The following is a 20,027-nucleotide window of genomic DNA, read 5'->3' as shown; positions in this document are numbered from 1 at the left end:
GCTTACTTCACCTTGAAGGTGACGTTACCCGTGATCGGATGCGTGTCCGAGGAGACGGCACGCCATTCGACGCGATAGTCACCGGGCTGGAGCGCCTGTGCCGGCGTGATGACCATGGTCTTGCCGTCGCCGGCAGCCGCGACGCTGGCGTTGATCTTCATCGGGCCATGGCTCGCCATTCCCGGCATGCCAGTCATGACAAGGCTCGCGGCGGAGAACTGCGGCACCAGCGTCTCGGAGAACTTCAGTTCGATGGTGGCTGGCGCAGAAACCTGCGACTTGTCGGCCGGCGTTGAAGACACCAGCGAAGGATGCGCGAATGCGGCGGTGGCGAACAGACCAGCAGCGATCGGCGCGACGAGCTTGGCGATGAAATGTGAACGGGTCATAGAAGTTTCTACCTGGATGTGTGAGGTGGGGTTTAAGAACGAAATGCCGAGATAAGGCTTGCACCTTTGCAACGGCGTGGAACGAAAGAAACGGTTTGCTGGGCGATAGCAGGCTCCTGTAGTTTCAGAAAGAAAATCCGGTCACAGTCGGCTCGCTTTCAGGCGCAAGGCGTTGCCAACGACCGACGCCGAACTCAGGCTCATCGCCAATGCTGCGATCAGCGGCGACAGCAGCCAGCCCGTGAGGGGATAGAGAACCCCGGCGGCGATGGGGATGCCCAGCGCGTTGTAGAGGAAGGCGAACATGAGGTTCTGCTTCATGTTGCGCACGGTACTCACCGAGAGCGTGCGAGCGACAGCGATGCCACGCAGGTCACCCTTGACCAGCGTGACCTGGGCGCTGTTCATCGCCACGTCGGTTCCCGTTCCCATGGCGATGCCCACGTCTGCCTTCGCCAAGGCCGGCGCGTCGTTGATGCCGTCTCCGGCCATGGCGACGATGCGTCCTTCTTTCTGCAGTCGCTCGATCAACATGAGCTTGTCCGCCGGCTTGACCTCACCATGCACCTCGTCGATGCCTAGGCGTGCACCGACGGCTTTGGCGGTGGTCTGCCCGTCCCCGGTGGCCATGATGACCCGCAGGCCCGCAGCCTTCAACGCGGCCAGGGCCTCGGGGGTGCTGCCCTTGACCGGATCGGATACGGCGAGCAAGCCCGCGAGCTGCCCGTCCACCGCCAGGTACATGACGCTGGCCCCTTCGCCGCGCAGAGCTTCGGCCTGGGGTACGAGCGGTTCCGCCGATACGCCAGACTGTTCCATCAGCACTGTGTTGCCCAACGCCAGTTGCCGGTGCTCAACCTTTCCGCGCACGCCGATGCCGGTTCCCGATTCAAAGCTCTGAGGCTTCACGAGTTGGAGGCCCTGGGCACGCGCGGCCTGCACGATGGCGTCGGCCAGGGGGTGTTCACTGCCCTGGTCCAGGCTGGCGGCAAGACGCAGCACCTCATCGTTCGTAAAGCCGGGAGCTGCGACGACCTGATCGAAAGCAGGTCGGCCTTCGGTCAGGGTTCCTGTCTTGTCGATGACGAGGGTATCGACCTTGCGAAGATTCTCGATCGCCGCGGCATCGCGGAACAGCACGCCCTGCGTGGCGCCACGGCCCGTTGCGACCATGATCGACATCGGCGTGGCCAGACCCAGCGCGCACGGGCAGGCGATGATCAGGACGGCCACCGCATTGATCAGTCCATAGACCCAGGTGGGCTGCGGCCCGAAGAATCCCCATACAAGGAGCGTCGTTACCGCAATGGCGACGACGGCCATCACGAAGTAGCCGGCAACGACATCGGCCATGCGTTGCATCGGTGCCTTGGAACGCTGCGCCTGGGCGACCATCTGGACGATCTGCGATAGAACGGTGTCCGAGCCGATCCGCTCCGAACGCATGATCAGCGCGCCGCTGGTGTTGAGTGTGGCCCCGATGACCTTGTCGCCCACGCGCTTGCTGACGGGCAGCGGTTCGCCGGTCAGCATGGATTCGTCAATCGAGCTGCTGCCCTCGTGCACGATGCCATCCACCGGCACCTTCTCGCCGGGTCGGATGCGCAGCAGGTCGCCGACGTGCACATGGCTGAGTGGCACGTCTTCCTCGCTGCCGTCCGCATTGATGCGCCGCGCCGTCTTGGGTGCCAGCCCCAGCAGCGACTTGATGGCTGCCGAAGTCTGGGAGCGGGCCTTGAGTTCCAGCACCTGGCCGAGCAGTGTCAGCGAGATGATGACGGCGGCGGCCTCGAAATACACGCCGACCCGTCCCATGGACATGAAGGAAGCTGGAAACACTTCCGGCGCAACGGTTGCCACAACGCTGTAGATGAATGCCGCACCCGTTCCCAGGCCGATCAGTGTCCACATGTTCGGGCTGCGGTTGACCACGGACAGCCAGCCGCGGGAGAAGAAGGGCCAGCCGGCCCACAGCACGATCGGCAACGACAGCACCAACTCGACCCAGCTCTGTGTAGCCATGTCCATCAGGTGCAGCCGCTCGCCCAGCATCGCCAGCGCCAGGACCACGAGCGTCAGCGGCAAGGTCCACCAGAAGCGACGCGAGAAGTCACGCAACTCCGGGTTGTCGTCATCGAGGTCGGGCAGCAGAGGCTCCAGCGTCATCCCGCACTTGGGGCAGGTTCCCGGATGATCCTGGCGGATCTCCGGGTGCATCGGGCAGGTGTAGATGGTTCCGGGCGCGGTTGGCGATGCCGCCGGGGCCGGTGAAACTGCGGTGTTGGCATGGTGATGCGGTGCATGGCCGCTGCCTGTGCCTATGCCCGCGTCACCGCTGGCATATCGCGCCGGATCGGCGTCGAATTTGGCCTTGCATCCGGTGCTGCAAAACAAGTACGTGTTCCCCAAGTGCGTGGAGCGGTGCTCCGACGCCGCCGTGACCGCCATGCCACACACCGGATCTCGCGTCGCGGCATCGGGCTGCGTGTGGCTTGAGGACCCGCCCGCGTCGTCACTTCCAGCATGGCTGGCGTGATGGTGGTGGGTATGCGGGCCGGACGTTGTGGCACCCGCCGCCATGCCTGCGTGCTCATGTCCTGAAGACTTGCTGGGTGAATTCATAGTGACAAGTGCCCTCCGCCGTTAACTGTTGGTGTCTGGTGATCGCAGCAGGCCGCAGGCGCGCAAGGAGACAAGCGCGGCGTCGCGTGCTCGCACGGTGCGAGTGCCTCGACTTATTGCTTCTGCTCCTTGGAGGCTGCGGCACCTTCCTTACCCTGACGCGCGGCATGATCGTGTCCGCCGTGGCTGTGACCACGGTGCATGAACAGGTGCATCAGCGGACAAGCCGCCAGCAGCAGGAAGGGGAGATAGCCGGCAACATGTGCCGTGTGCTCCTTGAGCAGGAAATACGCGGCGACAGCGGCGATGATGAGGAACGCCACGCCGTAGCGCGATCGCCAGAACCGGGGGCGATCGCTGGGGGTCTGTGTGTGCTGATGCTGCATGGCATATCTCCACGGAGAAGGGTTGATGGATGGTCAGCGATGCGACTGATAGACCGTGCTGCTACCGTTTTTCCCAACCAGCAGCACGTCGTAGGCGTCCTTGCGTCCACCATAGGCCGGACCATCCATGCCGGGCGAACCGACCGGCATGCCGGGCGCCGCGAGGCCGATGGCCTGCGGGGCTTCGCGCAGCAAGCGTTGAATGTCCGAGGCAGGCACATGACCCTCGATGGCATAGCCGCCGATCTGCGCCGTGTGGCAAGAACCGTACTTCTGCGGGATGCCCAGCCGCGTGCGCGCTGCGGTGTTCCCGGTGTCGAGAACCTGCACATCGAAGCCTGCGCCTTGCAGGTGTGAGACCCAGTCCTTGCAGCATCCGCAGCTCGGGTCCTTCCAGACCTTGGCAATCGGTCGGCTCTGCGCCAGGCTCGGTCCTGCGAGTGCCATCACCAACAAGCCAGCGATCAATGCCTGGCGTCTCGGCACTTTGCCCTGGCTTCTGTCGTAGTGCATGTTCATGGATCGCCTCTCATCAGATGATCAAACCCGCTAGGTTCTAGAACCAGAATCGCACGCCAGCCACCCAGCGCGTCTGCTGCGCACGGCCGCCTTGGGCACGCACATAGTCCGCGGTGCGTCCGAAGCTGCCCGCCCGTTCCACGCCGATATAGGGGGCGAACTGGCGACTGAATTCATAGCGCAGGCGCAAGCCAGCAGACGCTTCGGCCAGGCCCTTGCCGATAACGCGTTCCGGGTCGTCCTTGCCATAGAACTGCAACTCGGCGCGAGGCTCCAGAATCAGTCGCTGGGTCAGCAGCAGCTCGTAGCTGCCTTCGACACGCAGCGCCGTACGTCCACCACTTCCCACGTAGCCCGTCGCCTCCAGCTCGAACCAGTAGGGGGCGAGGCCCTGGATGCCGAAAGCCAACCATTGACGGCTCGGGCCTTCCCCGTTATCCACCCGAACGCCGAGCTGGGTGTCCCAGTACGGTGCGACGGCGTGCCCCCAGAGAAGCTCGGTACGCGATTCTTCGAGCTTTCCTTTGGCGATATCGCCTTCGGCCTTCACGACTGCCTTGTTGTAGGTCGTCCCATACCACGCCTGGAGGTCGTAGGCCGTGGAATCGTCTCCTTTGCGCGTGAAGCGGCGTTCCAGAGTTTCGCCGCGCAACGAAAAGAACCTGTGTTCGTCGGCCAGCATCAGCCGCGGCACACCGGGTACGGCGTAGTCGCCCGATCCCAATGTCAGGCCATTGGAGTAGCCATGCGGATCGCGGGCGTCAGGAGGCGCCGACCCGCCCTGCATCTGCATGTTGCCGTGATCCATGGCCGGGGCCGCGGTCGAGCCGCTCGCCGACGTCGCGTGACCCGCGTGCGGGTCGGCGGCAGGAGCCACGGTCTGAGTGGATGGCGCGGCCGTTTGAGCGTCGGCCTGGCCGTGCGCTGCATGGTCGTTCTGTGCTTGTGCCTGGGCGGCGACGCTTACCAGGGCCAGAAGCGTCGTGGCCAGTGCGCGAGTGGGGAGTGCTTTGGACATTCTTGGTCTTCCTTGTGCGCTGGGTTCAAGACACCACGACTTCGCGGAACATGCCGGCATCCATGTGGAACATCAGGTGGCAGTGCCACGCCCAGCGGCCGAGCGCGTCGGCTGTCACCAGGAAGCTGATGCGTTGTGCCGGCTGCACCGGCAGGGTGTGGCGGCGCGCAAGGAAGCGACCGTCGGGGCTTTCCAGCTCGCTCCACATGCCGTGCAGGTGCATGGGATGGGTCATCATGGTGTCGTTGTGCAGAATGACCCGCAGCCGCTCGCCGTGTTTGAAGTGCACCGGCGTGGACTTTCCGAACTCCAGCCCGTCCAGGGACCATGCGTAGCGTTCCATGTTGCCCGTGAGGTGCAGTTCGACCTCCCGGCCGGGGCCTCTCTTGTCCAGCGGCCCCGACGGGGTATGCAGATCCGCGAGGGTCAACACGCGCCGACCGTTGTTGCGCAGTCCGATGCCGGGGTCATCGAGGTTGGTGCGCGCCATGTCAACGCGCATGTCCGTGCTGGCACCATACTCGGTGCGAGCGTGGCGAGCAGTAGTGCTGGGCACGGCCAGTCCCCCCGCCGCCGCGGCGTGTTGGCTGTGATCCATCGCCATGCCACCGTGGTTCATGGCGCCGTGATTCATGCCTGCCATCGCCCCATGATCCATCCCGGACATCGAACCCGAGCCCATCCCGGTCATCCCGGTCATGCCCGTCATGCCCGTCATCCCGGTCATCCCGGTCATCCCGGTCATCTCCATGGCCTGGCCGGACCCGCCATGGTCCATGCCCCCCATCATGCCGCCCATCATGTCGTTCATGGTCAGCCATTCGACCGGATCGAGGGCAGGCACGGGAGCTTGAAGACCTTCACGCACGGCCAGCGTGGCACGCGCGTAGCCTGTCCGGTCCATCGCCTGGGCGAAGATCGTGTAAGCGTCATCCCGTGGCTGGACGATCACGTCGACGGTTTCGCCAGGACCGAATCGGAACTCATCGACGGTCACCGGCTCCACGTCAACACCATCGACGTGCACCACCGTGAGTTTCAGTCCTGGAATGCGTACGTCGTAGAAGGTGTTGCCCGCACCGTTGACCATGCGCAGCCGCACGCGCTCACCCGGTCGGAACAGCGCCGTCCAATTGCCGGCGGGGGTGACGCCGTTGGCCAGATAGGTCAGCGTGGCGGCAGACAGATCTGCGAGATCCGTCGGATTCATCCGCATCTCGTTCCACATCTTGCGCTTGTCGATCGCAGCGGCCGTGCCTTCGCGCGAGGCGTCCCGGAAGAAGTCGAAGACGGTAGGTCGGTTGTAGTTGTAATAGTCGCTTTGGGACTTGAGCTTGGTGAACACCCGCATCGGGTCTTCGTCGGTCCAATCCGAGAACAGCAGCACGTGGTCACGGTCGGCGTGGATGGTCTCGGCGCCAGCGGGGTCGATGATGATCGCCCCGTACATGCCCGTGAGTTCCTGGAAGCCGGAGTGCGAGTGGTACCAGTAGGAGCCGCTCTGCTGAACCTTGAAGCGGTACGTGAAGGTCTCGCCGGGAGCGATGCCATTGAAGCTGATGCCCGGTACGCCATCCATCTGATACGGCAGGATGATCCCGTGCCAGTGAATGGATGTGGCTTCACGCAGCTTGTTGGTTACACGGATTGTGACGGTGTCACCCTCGCGCCAACGCAATGTCGGTGCCGGCAGCGAGCCGTTGATGGTCGTAGCCACGCCTGGCTTGCCCGTGAAGTTCACGGGCGATTCGGCGATCACCAAGTCGAACTCGGTGCCCTTCAGCACAGGGGCGGCACCGCGCGTCGCGGAGCCTTGCTGGGCAAATGCCTTGAACGCCGGCGTGGACAGCCCAGCGAGAACGCCGCCGGCGGCTAACCCTTGGACGAAACGCCGACGAGAAAGGCCCTGTGTGGGCACGATAAAAAAGGGTGAACGAGGCGGCATGGCCTGAAATCCTCCATAGATGACTCGGAAGTCGTTCTAAACGCCACCCCATCCTGAGCGGCACAGTTCGACGCAATGCAGGTCATGCTATGGGTTGGGCACTTTCCATCGAATGACCCCTGAATTACATTCATGTAATGTTCGTGTCATGTTCGTGGAAGCTGGCAACCAGTAAATTGCTGATTGAAGGTGGATGAATGCGTACATCGTGAGCGGCTATTTTTCCGCGCCGTAGCGATTTCATGGGACATGCGATGAAACTGCTGGTCGTTGAAGACGAGAACAAGACGGCGGATTACGTCCGCCAAGGTCTCATGGAGGCGGGATTCGTCGTGGATCTGGCGCGCAACGGATTGGACGGACACCACCTGGCCATGGGCGAGACATACGATCTGGTGGTCTTGGATGTCATGCTGCCGGATGTCGATGGCTGGCGCATCGTGCGTGCCCTTCGAGATGCCGGTAAACAGGTCCCTGTGCTCTTTCTGACGGCGCGTGGCGGTGTAGACGACCGTGTCAAGGGATTGGAACTGGGAGCGGACGACTACCTCGTCAAGCCATTCGCGTTCTCTGAGTTGCTGGCGCGGGTGCGGACGCTGCTGCGACGCGGAAGCGCTCCGAGCCAGCCTGATCGCATCCAGGTTGCCGATTTGGTACTGGACTTGGCGCGCCGGCGCGCAACGCGCGCTGGCCAACGCATCAATCTCACCAGCAAGGAGTTCGCGTTGCTTGAGCTTCTGGCCCGTCGCCAGGGGGAGGTCCTTCCACGTTCTCTGATCGCGTCGCAGGTGTGGGACATGAATTTCGACAGCGACAGCAACGTCATCGATGTAGCCATCCGCCGTCTACGCGCGAAGATAGACGATGCGTTCAATCCGAAGCTCATCCACACCGTGCGTGGAATGGGATACACGCTCGATGCGCCCGATGATGCCCCTGCGCCATAAGCCGCGGCAAAGCCGTCCAGCGTCGCTTGCATTGAGGGTCACGGCCCTCGTTGGTATCGCCACGACCTTGGTGTTTCTTGTGTTCAATTGGGTCATTCTCCGGTCGTTGGAGCACCACTTTGCTCAACAGGATGCCCACGAACTGGAGGCAGTGACAACCGCTTTGGCTCAGCCCGTGCACCAGCTTGCAAGTGACATCGCAAGCGACGAACTGAAGCAACACTTGGCCAACGCAGTCGCAGGACATCATGGGATGACGTACGGCGTCTACGATGGGGCTGGCAATAGCATCTATGCCACGCCCGGTCCTGACCTGTCTAAACTTGCCAGTAGCAAAAAGTTGGTCAACCGCATCACCGCTGACGATTTGATCGTGTGGCAGGAGGATCAGAGGTCATATCGAGGTGTGGTGATACAACTGCCTGCTGACGATTCAGCGGCGCCCGGCTACCGCATCGTCGCCGCCATGGACATCGGCTTTCATCTCGACTTCCTGGCGGAGTTCAAGCGCATGCTCTGGTGGGCAACCGGCTTGGTCATGTGTCTGGCGCTCGGTGTGGCTTGGCTGGCGGTGCAGTGGGGCCACCTGCCGATTCGCAAGGTCAATGAAGAGATTCGGGCGATTCGCTCTTCAAAGCTGGATGTGAGGCTGGATCCTCGGGATGTGCCGATCGAACTGGCGGAACTGGTATTCGCCTTCAACGATATGTTGGCGAGAATCGAGGAAGGCTTCACCCGGCTATCACACTTTTCCGCAGACATCGCGCACGAGTTGCGCACGCCCGTCACCAACCTGGTCACGCAGACTCACGTGGCGCTTGGCCAGCCGCGCAGCAACGAGGAATACAGAGAAATCCTCTATTCAAATTTGGAAGAGTTTGATCGGATGGGACGCATGATTGGTGACATGCTGTTTCTTGCCCAAACGGAAAATGATCCCCGCAACTTGCGTCTGTCTACCATTGATCTGTCCGAATTGGTGCGGAGTCTGTTCGACTATTTCGAGGCGCTGGCAGAAGATAGCGGCATTACGCTTGGTGTTAAAGGGGCGATCGGCAGCATAGCGGCGGATCGGGAAATGCTCACCCGGGCGCTGAACAATCTTCTCTCGAATGCAATTCGACACACGCCTCGCGGCAAGAGCATCACGGTCTTGCTTTCGCAGGATGAGCAGTGGACAACGATCAGTGTGGTCAATCCCGGTGAGAGAATTCCTGAGCGCGATCTACCAAAGCTCTTCAACCGCTTCTACCGAGTTGATCCGGCACGGCAACGAAATACGGCGGGCGCCGGTCTTGGCCTTGCCATCGTGAAATCGATTGCGGAGGCACATGGTGGCTCCGTTGCCGTGACCTCCAGTGAGCTTGTCACCAGGTTTGACTTGGTATTGCCCCATCTGCGGCAGTAGTCCGAGGGCGCTGCGGTCCGTCCAGCCGACTGGCGTATCTCTTTGCCTGATTCTGGGATCTACCCGGCCGGCCACGTTGCTACGCGAGCGGGACATTTTTTCTCCGTGACTGCCACGTGCCCAGTCCTAGCGGCAGGCGCCGACATCATGCGCTTGTGTATCCCATCGCTACGTCCACACCGCACGCGAGGGCCTTTGCTCGGCCGCGATCCGGTCACAGTTCCGGACACCGTTCGTAGATAGCCTCCGATCGGTGCCGAACGTCTGCCTGCTCGGCACATCTGTCGCGCGCTCACTTGGCGGTGTGCGCTGAGCCCCTGAGGTGAGCTGGTCTGCTGGTTCGCTGCGCGGGGTATGTACCCCGTAGCTGGGTACAGAGAGTCTTTTTGATCAAGATCAAGGTACTGCCTTCACCTCAGCTCTATGCTGAGCTTAACAAGCCACATTTGGCACGGGTCGATCATGCTCAGAAACTATCGAGGACTTTTTAGCGGGGCCATGGAAATCTCCGGTGTTCAGCCCCATTCTTCTGGCATACCTGTTTTATGGATGGGCCTGATCAGCGCCCTGCACGGCACTCGAATGCGGGAATCTCGCCAATCGACAAGGGTCAACTTCACGAAGGAGCATCGCCATGAATATTCCGCCCGATCGAAGTAAGAGCACAGGAAACGGCCCGAACTGGTCTCGCATCAACCAGTGGCTGCTGTGGCTCGGCCTCGCCGCCGCCGTTGCCTGGATGTTCTACCGCCACAACGCCCATCTTCTGCAACTGCTTCCCTTCCTCTTCATCCTCGCCTGTCCGTTGATGCACATCTTCGGCCATGGCAGTCACGGCGCACATGGCGGTCATGACCATCAAGATCAGCCGCCTCGGGGCGATGAAGGGGGTTCGCCTGCGCGCCAATCAGACGACCGGAGCCGCCCGAAATCCGTCGACCAGTCCGGGCACCACCACTGAAACCACCGGAGCATCATCATGGAAACCATCGAACTCAAGGTTGCCGGCATGACCTGCGCCTCCTGCGCGAACTCGGTCAGCAAGGCGCTCAAGCGCGTAGCTGGTGTGCAAGACGTGCATGTCGATCTCGCTCGCGGCGCAGCGAGTGTCACCGGCGACCAGACGGCCCAGAAGACGCCTGAGCTGATCGCGGCCTTAGCTGCCGCGGGCTACGAGGCATCCGCTGATTCCTCGCCGGGCATTGCGGCGGGTGCCGGTGCCTCCCATGCGCCGGCCGCTGCCCGTTCAAAGGGGCATGGCGGCTGCTGCTGCCGCTGATCGACGCCATGGACGCACGCACGAACTCCCAGGGTATCGCCGCCGCACCGCTTGGACTCTTTGCTGCCTACTGGGGCGACATGCTGTGGCGGACCGTCGCGTCCGGCGAAGCGCTGAGACAGCGCGCCAACAACATGACCGAACACGAAGCGGCGGGTATGCCGCCGCTGCTCCACTTCGAGTCAGAGCAGGTGGCTGACGGCCACGACTTGCAACCGGCGAGCAACTACCGGCTCCTGCGTGTCACTCGCTGTGGCACCGACGCCTTGGAGAAGCATGTGCGCAAAGGCGCCGCGCCGGTGCTGGTGGTCGATCCACGCGCCGGCCACGGCCCTGGCATTGGCGGCTTCAAACGCGATTCTGAAGTTGGCATGGCACTGCTCGAAGGCCATTCCGTGTACTTCGTAGTGTTCGATCCGGAGCCCGTCGAGGGCCAGACCATGGGCGCAGTCGTCCAGACCCTGGCCACATTCATCGACATGGTGGCCAAGCGCCACCGAGGCAAGGCCCCGATCGTCTACGGCAACTGCCAAGGCGGTTGGGCGATCACGCTGGCGCTGTCGCACTGCGAGCACCGTGCCGCCTTGGCAGTGCTCAATGGCTCGCCGCTGTCGTACTGGGCAGGCGAGAGAGGCATCAACCCCATGCGGCTGCTCGGTGGGTTCACGGGCGGCATCTGGCCGGCGCACTGGGCGTCGGACCTCGGCGCCGGGCGATTCGACGGTGCCTGGCTGGTCCAGAACTTCGAGGCGTTGCGGCCCGAGGGCGTGTTCAAGAAATACGACACGCTCTTCGCGCAGCCGGAGACTGAGCGCGATCGCTTCCTGGAGTTCGAGCGTTGGTGGAATGGCTTCTACCAGCTTGCCCGCGAGGAAATGTTGTCGATCGCAGGCGATCTTTTCGTAGGTAATCACCTGGAGAGCGGCGAGGTCGTGGTCGATGGCCACTGCCGCGCGGATCTCAGCCGCATTGGCGCACCGCTGGTGGTCTTTTGCTCCAACGGCGACAACATCACACCGCCCCACCAGGCGCTCGGCTGGCTCAAAGCGGTATATCCGACGACCGCAGACCTGGTGGCGGCGGGCCAGCGCGTGGTGTACCTGCTGCACCAACATGTTGGCCACCTTGGCATCTTCGTCTCCGCGGGGGTGGCGCGACGCGAGCACCGCGCCATCTTGCATCATGCCGAATCGATCCAGGCACTCAAGCCTGGACTCTACGAGATGGTTCTGGAGGACAGCGCCTCTTCGGAGTCGGCCGCCGCTGCGCAGTTCCAGCCGCGGCGGCTGGAAGACCTGCCTTACGACGCCAACCCGGCGGGGTTCGACAAGGTCGAAGCACTCTCGGAGATCACCGAGCGCTTCTATTCGCAGTGGGTGTCGCCGTGGGTCCGCTTCGCCGTCACCCCCGACTCGGCTCGTGAACTTCGCGCGCTGCACCCCATGCGCGTCAGTCGCAAGGTCTGGTCCGAGCAGGTGACCCCGGCCCTGGCGCTGCTGCCATGGGTGCAACGATGGCTTGAGCAGTGGAGTGCGCAGGATCCCCATCGGGTCGAAAATCCTTGGTATCAGCTTGAGCGAACTGGTGCAGACGCGATTGGGCAGGCCATGGAATCATGGCGCAAGAGCCGGGACCTGTGGGCTGAGCTTGTGTTCGAGCAGGCCTATGCCAACTGAACGACCCTCCACTGTGGCTGCAAAAAGAGACGCTCACGGGTCGCAAGCAGCACGCTCCTTGTCGGAGGCGATGCGCCTGCCACGGCCGATTTCGCTTTTCAGCGTCGTCCAGGCACGGATCAAAGTTGGATTCTCCCGTATCACCACGCCAGCAACGGCGCTACAGCATCGGAAGCATGGGCCTGATCGGCGGCCTCGCGTGCTGCTAGCGCCGAGCGAAACTTGGCAATTCGATCTGATGAACGTTGCCAATGGCGGCGACGTCGGCACTGACCGGCGCTGACGGAGCTCCGACATGCGCGTCCTCGCCATCAATGCCGGCAGTGCGACCCTGAAGTTCGGAGTTTTCGAGTCGGCTCGTACCTTGCCATTGATCGACTCGGCGATTGATCATCCTGCGGTGGATGCTGCGACCTTCGAGGAGATCGAGCGGCACTTGCACAGGGCGGGTGTCACAACGCTCGATGGCATTGGTCACCGCGTCGCACACGGTGGCCCACTGTTGAGCAACGCGGTGCTCGTGGATGAAGAAGTCGAACGCGAGATCGGCAAGGCTTCGGCTCTGGCGCCGCATCACAATCCTGCCGCATTGGCCGGCATACGCCTGACCCGTGAGCGTTGGCCCGGCGTGCGCCACGTCGCGGTCTTCGACACCGCTTTCCATGACGACATGCCCGAATACGCCCATTCCTATGCTGTTCCGCCATCGTGGCGCGCGGCAGGGGTACGGAGATACGGCTTCCATGGCCTGTCCCACCAGGGTGTACTGGCCGCCGTCAGCACCGAGCTGAAACGGCCGCCGTCAGAACTTCGTATCGCGAGCTGCCACATTGGAAGCGGCGCCAGCGTCTGCGCGATCGATCGCGGAAGGTCGGTCGATACATCTATGGGAATGACCGCGCTTGAAGGTCTTGTGATGGGCACGCGCTGTGGAGACCTCGACCCTGGCGTACCCGGCTTCGTCGCACGCGCACTGGGTTTGACGTTGGCGCAGATCGAGGCGGCGCTTTACAGCGACAGTGGACTCAAAGGATTGTCGGGTGAGAGTTCGGACCTGCGGATTGTGGAGAAGCGCGCGGGAGAAGGAGTCGGAGCCGCCCAACTGGCAATGCAGGTTCACGCGTACCGCGTGCGCAAATACATCGGCGCCTACGCCGCCGCGATGGGCGGTTGCGATGCTGTGGCCTTCACTGGCGGAGCTGGAGAAAATTCGGCCGCGTTGCGTCGGCGCATCGTTGATGGCCTGGAGTTCATCGGCCTGGAACTAGACGAAGAGCGCAATCGCGCCTACTCGCCCAACACTGAAGTCGCCCAGTTGCAGTCATCCCGATCCGCCGTCGCCGTGCTGGTGGTTCAAGCACGCGAGCAGTTAGCGATCGCGCGTGAGACGTTCCGAGCGCTGAATGACCAGGCAAGTGGTTTGGTATAGGCAATGAACTGGGACAAGACCACGATAAGTCTTCCTCCGGGCCGGGAGCCACGCCCGTTGATGCTCGCGCCGATGATGGTCCAGTTGCCCATCCAACCGCACGTTGAAGGAAGAAACGGAGCGGTTCAGACACCGGGCCCTTGACCCATGTGCAGCACCTGGGTTCAAACTCGCTCGAAAGTGAAGGGATTCAAGACAACCTTGCTGGAGGATGGTGATGCAACTCATTGAATGCGCCAAGGCGGCAGGCGTCACACCGGACACGTTGCGTCACTACCTTCGGGTGGGGCTTGTGGTGCCCGATGGCCGGGGCACGAACGGCTACCGCGCATTCTCGGATCGAAGCGTCACCCGGGTTCGTTTCATACGCAATGCATTGGCCCTCGGCTTCACGCTCAAGGACGCTGCAGAGTTTGTCGAGATGAGCCAGCGCGGTGCATCGCCTTGTCCGCGCGCGCGGGCGCTGCTGAGCGAACGGCTTGACGAGCAGGCCCGGCGGCTGAAGGAGGCGACAGATTTGCATCGCCGCATGCAGCAGGCAGAGCGCGACTGGAAGCGGCTGCCGGACGGCGTCCCGGATGGCCATTCCGTCTGCGGTTTGATCGAAGGAGCGGATGCGGACGTTCAGCGCAATTCGGTGCGCGCGAAGTCCCGTCGTGTACGCGCATGAATCGCTCTGATCATCGTCGACATTCCCCGGCATCACGACGCTCTACGTACATGCGGTGCAGCGGTTGTGGTCGTGCCGATCACGCCAGCGCCAAGTATGAGTCGTCTATCCACTTCGCAGCATCCGCTGCACACGAGCGAGCGAGGCGCCCCCAATGAGCCACCTCACGACACGGGATCGAACCGTATCGCCCGACGGATATGCCGCCGCGCTACGGATCTTGCGCCGGCTGCTGGCCGGCATCGAGCGCCCGCCGGCGTTGCGTCTGGGCGATATGCTCTTGCACGAGCTCGAATCGCACCCGGAATACACCCTGATCATCCGTGACCCGGGTCTGCTGCGTCGCTTGGTCCTGCGCCCGGATCCGCTGCTGCTGGCGGAAGCCTATTTCCGCGGCACCATCGACATTGAGGGAGACCTGTACACCGCGCTCGGGCTCAAGGCGCATTTCGAGAGGTTTTCGCTCTCTTGGCGCGACAAACTGGCCCTGTTGCGCGACGCACTGCTGCTGCGCGTGTCCGACCAGGACGGGTTGAAGCCCTCGCGGAGTCTGGCCTCGCGCGTCGCACGTCGCTTCTCCCATCGCCATTCGCGTCAAACCGATCAGGCCGCGATCTCCTTTCACTACGATGTGTCCAACGCGTTCTATGGACTCTGGCTCGATGCCGAGAGGGTCTACTCATGTGGCTATTTCAAGGCGACGGATGACACGCTGGACCAGGCTCAGCGCAACAAGCTGGAGCACATCTGCCGCAAGCTGCGCCTGCAGCGAGGCGAACGCCTGCTCGACATCGGCTGCGGCTGGGGCGCGCTCGTGTGCTGGGCGGCAAGAGAACATGGCGTCCGTGCGCACGGCATCACGCTCAGCCAACAGCAACTCGAGTACGCGCGCGAGCGCATCCGCTCGGAGGGCCTGCAGGATCTCGTCACCGTTGAACTGCGCGACTACCGTGACCTCGAAGGCACGGCCGTTTTCGACAAGGTGTCAAGCATTGGCATGTTCGAGCACGTGGGACTCGCGAACCTACCGGCCTACTACGCGGTGGTCCAGCGGGTTTTGCGGCCAGGAGGACTCTTCCTCAACCACGGGATCACCCATGACGAGGAGGGCTGGAGCCGAACCGTCGCGACTGAGTTCATCAACCGCTACGTCTTCCCCGACGGCGAATTGGACTGCGTCAGCAATATCCAGCTAGGGATGGAGCGCTCCGGCTTCGAGATCCATGACGTCGAAGGTCTTCGACCCCACTACGCGCTGACCTTGCGTCATTGGGTCCAGCGACTCGAAGCGCGCCGGGAGGAGGCCTTGCGGGAGGTCGATGAGGTGACCTTCCGCATCTGGCGCTTGTACATGGCGGCGTGTGCACTGGAATTCGAGGCCGGGGGGACTGGGATCTACCAGATCGTCGCGTCCAAACGCGACGGCGGAAGCTGGCCCGTGCCCTTGACCCGCTCTGATCTTTATGGATAACACAGCCATGAACGCTAGATGGCCGTGCCGCTGGCGCGCGAAAGACGATCACAGACGCCAGCCTTCCCAATCTCGCCGTCGCGCTTACCTGCGTGCCGGCTCTCAAGGACTTTCCACATGAACCACGAGCTTCCCTGGGTCGCCGAGCGCGTCCGCGTGTTCCGCGAGTCTGATCCCGAGTTCGCCCGCTGGGCGCGCGGCCACGGCCCCATCACCCACAACGATCTCACGCAACTGCGAGTCCACGATCTCGCACAGGTGCTGGTTGCCGAAGGCAAGGCGAGCGACACAACCGCGGTGTATCGCACGCTCTGGTCGGCGGACCGCCTGGCCGTGGCAGGCATGTGGTTGACGGTTCACATGACCTATGCCGACCGGGTCTATCCCGATGGCCGGGAGATGAGAGCCGAGGATTTCAAGGAGACGCCGGAGGGGCATACCGGTGGGGCGCTGAACATCGTGCCGGCCTATGTCGGCTACCTGGCCGCGAACGCGCTCAGTGGGTTGACGCGTGGCTGGTTGATGGGCCAGGGCCATTGCGTCGCGGGCATCGATGCCTGCAACCTTCTGGTGGGCAACATGACGCCGCGCCACGCCGAGAGATACGACCGCAGCGAAAGCGGCCTCACGCGCTTTGCCCGGGATTTCTATAGCTACGCGATCGACGCACAGGGGCGTCCCGCCTCGCCGCTGGGCAGCCACGTCGGCCCGAATACGGCAGGCGGTCTGTCCGAGGGCGGCTATCTCGGCTTTGCCGAACTGCAGTACGTGCACATGCCCTTGCCCGGCGAGCGGCTGGTGGTGTTCCTCAGCGACGGCGCTTTCGAGGAGCAGCGTGGCAGTGACTGGGCGCCGCGCTGGTGGCGGGCAGAAGACAGCGGCTTCGTGGCACCGTTCATGATCCTCAACGGTCGCCGCATCGAACAGCGCAGCACCATGCAGCAGCAGGGGGGCCGAGAATGGTTCCACCAGCATCTGCGGCTGAACGGCTTCGACCCGATGGAGATCGACGGCACCGACCCCGCCGCGTTCGCCTGGGCCGTTCACGCGATGGAGGAGCGGTTGTCGGCCTGCGCGGCTGGAGTTTCGCAGGGCACCGTTCAGTACCCGGTACCCCTCCACTACACCATCGCCGAAGCGCCCAAGGGATTCGGCTTCCCCGGTGCTGGAACCAATGCCGCGCACAACCTGCCGCTGGAGGGGAACCCCCGGGTCGACCAGATAGCGCTTCAGCAGTTCAACGAGGGTGCTCGCGCTCTCTTCGTGCCGTCGCACGAACTCGACGAAGCGGTCGCACTACTGCGCCGGCACGAAGTGCAGCATCGTCCCCTGGAGCGGGACCATGCCCTGGCGCACCGCCAGGTGGCGGCCCCCAGACTTCCGGTTCCGCAGTGGCATGTTGCGGGCCAGGGCGAGGTCTCGCCAATGGCGGCACTCGACGGAGCCTTCGCGGCCCTCGTCCAAGCCAACCCACAGCTGCGTCCGCGGGTAGGCAATCCGGACGAGCTGCGCAGCAACCGCATGGGCCAGACATTGGACCTGCTCAAACACCGCGTCTTCACGCCCGAACCGGGCCTGGCGGAGGCCGTCGATGGCGCCGTGATCACGGCGCTCAACGAAGAAGCGGTGGTCAGCGCGGCGCTGGGCAACAAGGGCGGCATCAACTTGGTCGTCTCTTACGAGGCATTTGCCGTCAAGATGCTGGGCGCGCTGCGCCAGGAAATGCTGTTCGCGCGACATCAGGCGCAGGCAGGCACACCACCCGGATGGCTGTCGGTGGTCACGGTTGCGACGTCCCACACCTGGGAGAACGGCAAGAACGAGCAGTCGCACCAGGATCCGACGCTGGCCGAAGCGCTGTTGGGCGAAATGTCCGACACCTCGCGCGTGTTGTTCCCGGTCGATGCCAACAGTGCCGTTGCGGCGCTGCGCGCGGCCTACGCCTCGCATGGCCAGTTCTGGACGCTGGTCGTTCCCAAGCGGGCCGTCGCCAGCCAGTTGAGTGCCGAGCAGGCCGAACGCTTGGTCGATCAGGGTGGTTGGGTGGTGAAGCCCTGCGACGCCCCCGACGTGTTGCTGGTTGCCATCGGCGCATACCAGCTACAGCAGGCCCTGCTTGCGGCGCGGCGCCTCGAAGCCGCTGGACATCGGACCGCAGTGACCTGCGTCATCGAGCCGGGCCGCTTCAGAGCACCCCGCGACGAACGCGAGCAGGACTTTGTGGCCGGCGACCAGGCCTTGCGCGCCCTGTTCCCGGAGACTGCCGCCGTGCGCGTCATCGTCTCGCACATGCGACCCGAGCCGACGCTGGGCCTGATGCGTCGGATCGATACAGGGGCGCGGCAGACCCGTGCCTTGGGCTACCAGGCGCGCGGCGGGACACTCGATGTGGCCGGCATGCTGTTCGCGAACCGTTGCACGTGGGCGCACGTCGCGGCGGAGGCCGCTCAAGGGCTCGGTGTCGATCCGCAGAGCTTGCTGAGCGCCGAGGAGTGGGCCGCCGTGCAGGGGCGTGGCGACCCGCGCGTCATCACGGTCTCGGCTTAACCCCCTTCCAGCACGACCCACGACCGGACGCTGATTGCGCCAACGCACTCTGCTTCTTCATGTGCGTTGCCAGGTCGCACTGGGTTCGGATGTCTGACGAATGGCTGTGGGACCGATGGCCACGTCGCGCCTGAATGTCGTCCTCCCGTGCCAAGTAGCACTTCCTTGTCCGGGCGTTCAGCGCGAGGCGTCAACTATTTTCCCGCGCTGGAGAGGGGATTTGCCAGGCGAAAGCATCCGCGCAATCGCCAACTGAATCGCCCGTCTGCGCGCCTCGTGCTCCTGCGAATCCCTCGCCGCCGGTGCCATGCACCACGTTTGCACGATCGTCGCTACCAGTCGCACGATCTCATCAGGCGTGAAATCCGCGGTGATGCGTCCTTCCGCCTGGGCAGCGGTGATGGCCGCATGTTTGGCTTCCAGTACGCTGTGACCGGCGGGGAGCAGGAGCACTTCTTGGCCTCGCTCCAGGTGGAACCAGGTCATGAGCCGCCATAGGTGCGGCCGCTCGGTGAGCAAATCGTAGGTGCGCCCCGCATAGCCGGGAAGATCGTCCGCATCGAAGCGCTCGTCCTGCGCCGCGGCGAGGATTTCCCGGCTGAGCACGGCGTCGAAGAGAGCCTCCTTGTCCCCGAAATGGACATAAAGCATCGGCTTGCTGATGCCTGCAGCCGCCGCGATCCGGTCAATTCGTGCCCCCGCCAGCCCGTTCTCGGCAAATTCCCCCAGCGCAGCATCCAGCAGCATTTGCTGGGTCTCGGCGGGACGTCTCTTGGCCATGGGCCGTTACTCCTCAACAACATTTCACCCGAGCGCCCATCATCGCTTGACACGGGTGCCATCAACTTACAAACTAGTTGGTAAGTAAATCACAGGAGTGCATTTATGTCCAGACATTGGTTCCTCACCGGCGCATCCAGCGGCATCGGTCGCCATCTTGCCGAAATCATCCTGGCTTCGGGGGATGACCTCACGGCCACCGTCAGGCGTCCCGAGACGCTCAACGACCTGGCAGCACGCTACGGTGACCAGCTCGTTGTCGAACGGCTCGACGTGACCGTGAAGGGGGACATCGCACCCGTGGTCCAGCGCGCCGAGGCCCGCCGCCCGGTCGATGTCCTGGTCAACAACGCCGGCGGCGGCATCATCGGCGCCACCGAAGAGTTTTCCGACGCGGACATCGAAGGGCAGATCAGCCTCAACCTGCTGGCGCCGGTGCACGTCACGCGGGCCTTCATTCCCGCCATGCGCACACGGCGAGCCGGTCGGATCATCCAAATCTCCAGCGCCAGTGGCCAAGGCTCCCTGCCGACCAGCAGTCTTTACCACGCCGCGAAATGGGGTCTGGAAGGCTTCAGCGAATGCCTTCGCCAGGAACTGGAGGGGTTTGGGGTCTTCGTCACACTCATTGAACCGGGCGGCGCACGCACGAGCTTCAGCCGCAATTTGCAGTACGCGCTGGCGAACCCCGCCTATCAGGACACGCCTGCTGGACAGATTCGCGCGATGTTCGAGAACGCGGGTGACGAGTTGTACACGCTCGATCCGCAGAAGATCGCGCACCGGATCTTCGACACGGCCACGAGCGAGAAGCCACCGCTTCGGGTGGCGCTGGGCGGTGACGCCTTCGGCGTCATCCAGGCGGCGCTCAAGGGCAGGCTGTCTGCTCTTGAAGCGCAGGAGAGTCTGGCGCGATCGGTGGCCTTCGATAGCTGATCGCT

The 20,027-nt window shown here is 63.3% G+C and carries 17 protein-coding genes; 10 read left to right on the top strand and 7 right to left on the bottom strand.

Annotation, left to right across the window (positions count from 1 at the left end):
• Window positions 1-2: 2 nt before the first annotated feature.
• From copC to API01S_RS08470, 6 genes are all read right to left on the bottom strand, one after another.
• Window positions 3-389 (bottom strand): copper homeostasis periplasmic binding protein CopC, encoded by a 387-nt coding sequence (gene copC / locus API01S_RS08500; protein WP_003090319.1) that lies wholly within the window; start codon window positions 387-389, stop codon window positions 3-5.
• Between the two features lie 141 nt (window positions 390-530).
• Window positions 531-2,969, bottom strand: a complete 2,439-nt coding sequence (locus tag API01S_RS08495) for a heavy metal translocating P-type ATPase (protein ID WP_197715024.1) — start codon at window positions 2,967-2,969, stop codon at window positions 531-533.
• A gap of 155 nt (window positions 2,970-3,124) precedes the next feature.
• Window positions 3,125-3,397, bottom strand: coding sequence for a DUF2933 domain-containing protein (locus API01S_RS08485; RefSeq protein ID WP_016852798.1), 273 nt, complete (start codon window positions 3,395-3,397; stop codon window positions 3,125-3,127).
• 33 nt (window positions 3,398-3,430) lie between these two features.
• A complete protein-coding gene (locus tag API01S_RS08480) occupies window positions 3,431-3,916 on the bottom strand; it encodes a DUF411 domain-containing protein (protein ID WP_019485643.1) in 486 nt (161 codons plus the stop codon).
• Between the two features lie 37 nt (window positions 3,917-3,953).
• Entirely contained in the window at window positions 3,954-4,934 is a 981-nt protein-coding gene (locus tag API01S_RS08475; RefSeq protein WP_006226240.1) for a copper resistance protein B, read from the bottom strand.
• Between the two features lie 25 nt (window positions 4,935-4,959).
• The gene (locus tag API01S_RS08470) at window positions 4,960-6,879 is read right to left on the bottom strand and encodes a copper resistance system multicopper oxidase (protein ID WP_023085365.1); all 1,920 of its coding nucleotides are present in this window, start codon (window positions 6,877-6,879) and stop codon (window positions 4,960-4,962) included.
• Window positions 6,880-7,133: 254 nt separating this feature from the next.
• Between API01S_RS08470 and API01S_RS08465 the strand changes: the two genes are divergently transcribed.
• The 9 genes from API01S_RS08465 to API01S_RS08425 all read left to right on the top strand — a co-directional run bounded on the left by API01S_RS08465 (window position 7,134) and on the right by API01S_RS08425 (window position 18,306).
• Window positions 7,134-7,826: a heavy metal response regulator transcription factor gene (locus API01S_RS08465; protein ID WP_003097513.1), complete on the top strand. Its 693-nt coding sequence runs from the start codon at window positions 7,134-7,136 to the stop codon at window positions 7,824-7,826.
• A complete protein-coding gene (locus API01S_RS08460) occupies window positions 7,810-9,234 on the top strand; it encodes a Cu(+)/Ag(+) sensor histidine kinase (RefSeq protein WP_301769942.1) in 1,425 nt (474 codons plus the stop codon). The genes API01S_RS08465 and API01S_RS08460 overlap by 17 nt, the downstream gene beginning before the upstream one ends.
• 634 nt (window positions 9,235-9,868) lie before the next feature.
• On the top strand, window positions 9,869-10,195 hold the full coding sequence (locus API01S_RS08455; protein WP_003090285.1) for a DUF2933 domain-containing protein: 327 nt from the start codon (window positions 9,869-9,871) through the stop codon (window positions 10,193-10,195).
• Window positions 10,196-10,213: 18 nt separating this feature from the next.
• Window positions 10,214-10,513, top strand: coding sequence for a heavy-metal-associated domain-containing protein (locus tag API01S_RS08450; RefSeq protein ID WP_003090284.1), 300 nt, complete (start codon window positions 10,214-10,216; stop codon window positions 10,511-10,513).
• 8 nt (window positions 10,514-10,521) lie between these two features.
• Window positions 10,522-12,189 (top strand): DUF3141 domain-containing protein, encoded by a 1,668-nt coding sequence (locus API01S_RS08445; RefSeq protein ID WP_023085363.1) that lies wholly within the window; start codon window positions 10,522-10,524, stop codon window positions 12,187-12,189.
• 295 nt (window positions 12,190-12,484) lie between these two features.
• A complete protein-coding gene (locus tag API01S_RS08440) occupies window positions 12,485-13,618 on the top strand; it encodes an acetate/propionate family kinase (protein ID WP_016852802.1) in 1,134 nt (377 codons plus the stop codon).
• Window positions 13,619-13,835: 217 nt separating this feature from the next.
• Window positions 13,836-14,288: a MerR family transcriptional regulator gene (locus tag API01S_RS08435; RefSeq protein WP_016852803.1), complete on the top strand. Its 453-nt coding sequence runs from the start codon at window positions 13,836-13,838 to the stop codon at window positions 14,286-14,288.
• A gap of 154 nt (window positions 14,289-14,442) precedes the next feature.
• The gene (locus tag API01S_RS08430) at window positions 14,443-15,759 is read left to right on the top strand and encodes an SAM-dependent methyltransferase (RefSeq protein ID WP_006226050.1); all 1,317 of its coding nucleotides are present in this window, start codon (window positions 14,443-14,445) and stop codon (window positions 15,757-15,759) included.
• 117 nt (window positions 15,760-15,876) lie between these two features.
• Window positions 15,877-18,306 (top strand): phosphoketolase family protein, encoded by a 2,430-nt coding sequence (locus API01S_RS08425; protein WP_006226049.1) that lies wholly within the window; start codon window positions 15,877-15,879, stop codon window positions 18,304-18,306.
• A 177-nt stretch (window positions 18,307-18,483) separates the two neighbouring features.
• Here API01S_RS08425 and API01S_RS08420 read toward each other — a convergent pair whose 3' ends face one another.
• Window positions 18,484-19,086, bottom strand: a complete 603-nt coding sequence (locus API01S_RS08420) for a TetR family transcriptional regulator (RefSeq protein ID WP_006226048.1) — start codon at window positions 19,084-19,086, stop codon at window positions 18,484-18,486.
• A 105-nt stretch (window positions 19,087-19,191) separates the two neighbouring features.
• Between API01S_RS08420 and API01S_RS08415 the strand changes: the two genes are divergently transcribed.
• Window positions 19,192-20,022: an SDR family oxidoreductase gene (locus API01S_RS08415; RefSeq protein WP_023085362.1), complete on the top strand. Its 831-nt coding sequence runs from the start codon at window positions 19,192-19,194 to the stop codon at window positions 20,020-20,022.
• Window positions 20,023-20,027: the final 5 nt, after the last annotated feature.

The sequence above is a fragment of the Achromobacter piechaudii NBRC 102461 genome (assembly GCF_001571245.1).
Taxonomy (GTDB): domain Bacteria; phylum Pseudomonadota; class Gammaproteobacteria; order Burkholderiales; family Burkholderiaceae_B; genus Achromobacter; species Achromobacter piechaudii.
This window is presented reverse-complemented; position numbering and strand designations above follow the sequence as displayed.

Bases quoted from the DNA above. Each gene is read 5' to 3' on its own strand.
- copC (WP_003090319.1), bottom strand. From the start codon at position 389: ATGACCCGTTCACATTTCATCGCCAAGCTCGTCGCGCCGATCGCTGCT.
- API01S_RS08495 (WP_197715024.1), bottom strand. From the start codon at position 2,969: ATGGCGGCGGGTGCCACAACGTCCGGCCCGCATACCCACCACCATCAC.
- API01S_RS08485 (WP_016852798.1), bottom strand. From the start codon at position 3,397: ATGCAGCATCAGCACACACAGACCCCCAGCGATCGCCCCCGGTTCTGG.
- API01S_RS08480 (WP_019485643.1), bottom strand. From the start codon at position 3,916: ATGAACATGCACTACGACAGAAGCCAGGGCAAAGTGCCGAGACGCCAG.
- API01S_RS08475 (WP_006226240.1), bottom strand. From the start codon at position 4,934: ATGTCCAAAGCACTCCCCACTCGCGCACTGGCCACGACGCTTCTGGCC.
- API01S_RS08470 (WP_023085365.1), bottom strand. From the start codon at position 6,879: ATGCCGCCTCGTTCACCCTTTTTTATCGTGCCCACACAGGGCCTTTCT.
- API01S_RS08465 (WP_003097513.1), top strand. From the start codon at position 7,134: ATGAAACTGCTGGTCGTTGAAGACGAGAACAAGACGGCGGATTACGTC.
- API01S_RS08460 (WP_301769942.1), top strand. From the start codon at position 7,810: ATGCCCCTGCGCCATAAGCCGCGGCAAAGCCGTCCAGCGTCGCTTGCA.
- API01S_RS08455 (WP_003090285.1), top strand. From the start codon at position 9,869: ATGAATATTCCGCCCGATCGAAGTAAGAGCACAGGAAACGGCCCGAAC.
- API01S_RS08450 (WP_003090284.1), top strand. From the start codon at position 10,214: ATGGAAACCATCGAACTCAAGGTTGCCGGCATGACCTGCGCCTCCTGC.
- API01S_RS08445 (WP_023085363.1), top strand. From the start codon at position 10,522: ATGGACGCACGCACGAACTCCCAGGGTATCGCCGCCGCACCGCTTGGA.
- API01S_RS08440 (WP_016852802.1), top strand. From the start codon at position 12,485: ATGCGCGTCCTCGCCATCAATGCCGGCAGTGCGACCCTGAAGTTCGGA.
- API01S_RS08435 (WP_016852803.1), top strand. From the start codon at position 13,836: ATGCAACTCATTGAATGCGCCAAGGCGGCAGGCGTCACACCGGACACG.
- API01S_RS08430 (WP_006226050.1), top strand. From the start codon at position 14,443: ATGAGCCACCTCACGACACGGGATCGAACCGTATCGCCCGACGGATAT.
- API01S_RS08425 (WP_006226049.1), top strand. From the start codon at position 15,877: ATGAACCACGAGCTTCCCTGGGTCGCCGAGCGCGTCCGCGTGTTCCGC.
- API01S_RS08420 (WP_006226048.1), bottom strand. From the start codon at position 19,086: ATGGCCAAGAGACGTCCCGCCGAGACCCAGCAAATGCTGCTGGATGCT.
- API01S_RS08415 (WP_023085362.1), top strand. From the start codon at position 19,192: ATGTCCAGACATTGGTTCCTCACCGGCGCATCCAGCGGCATCGGTCGC.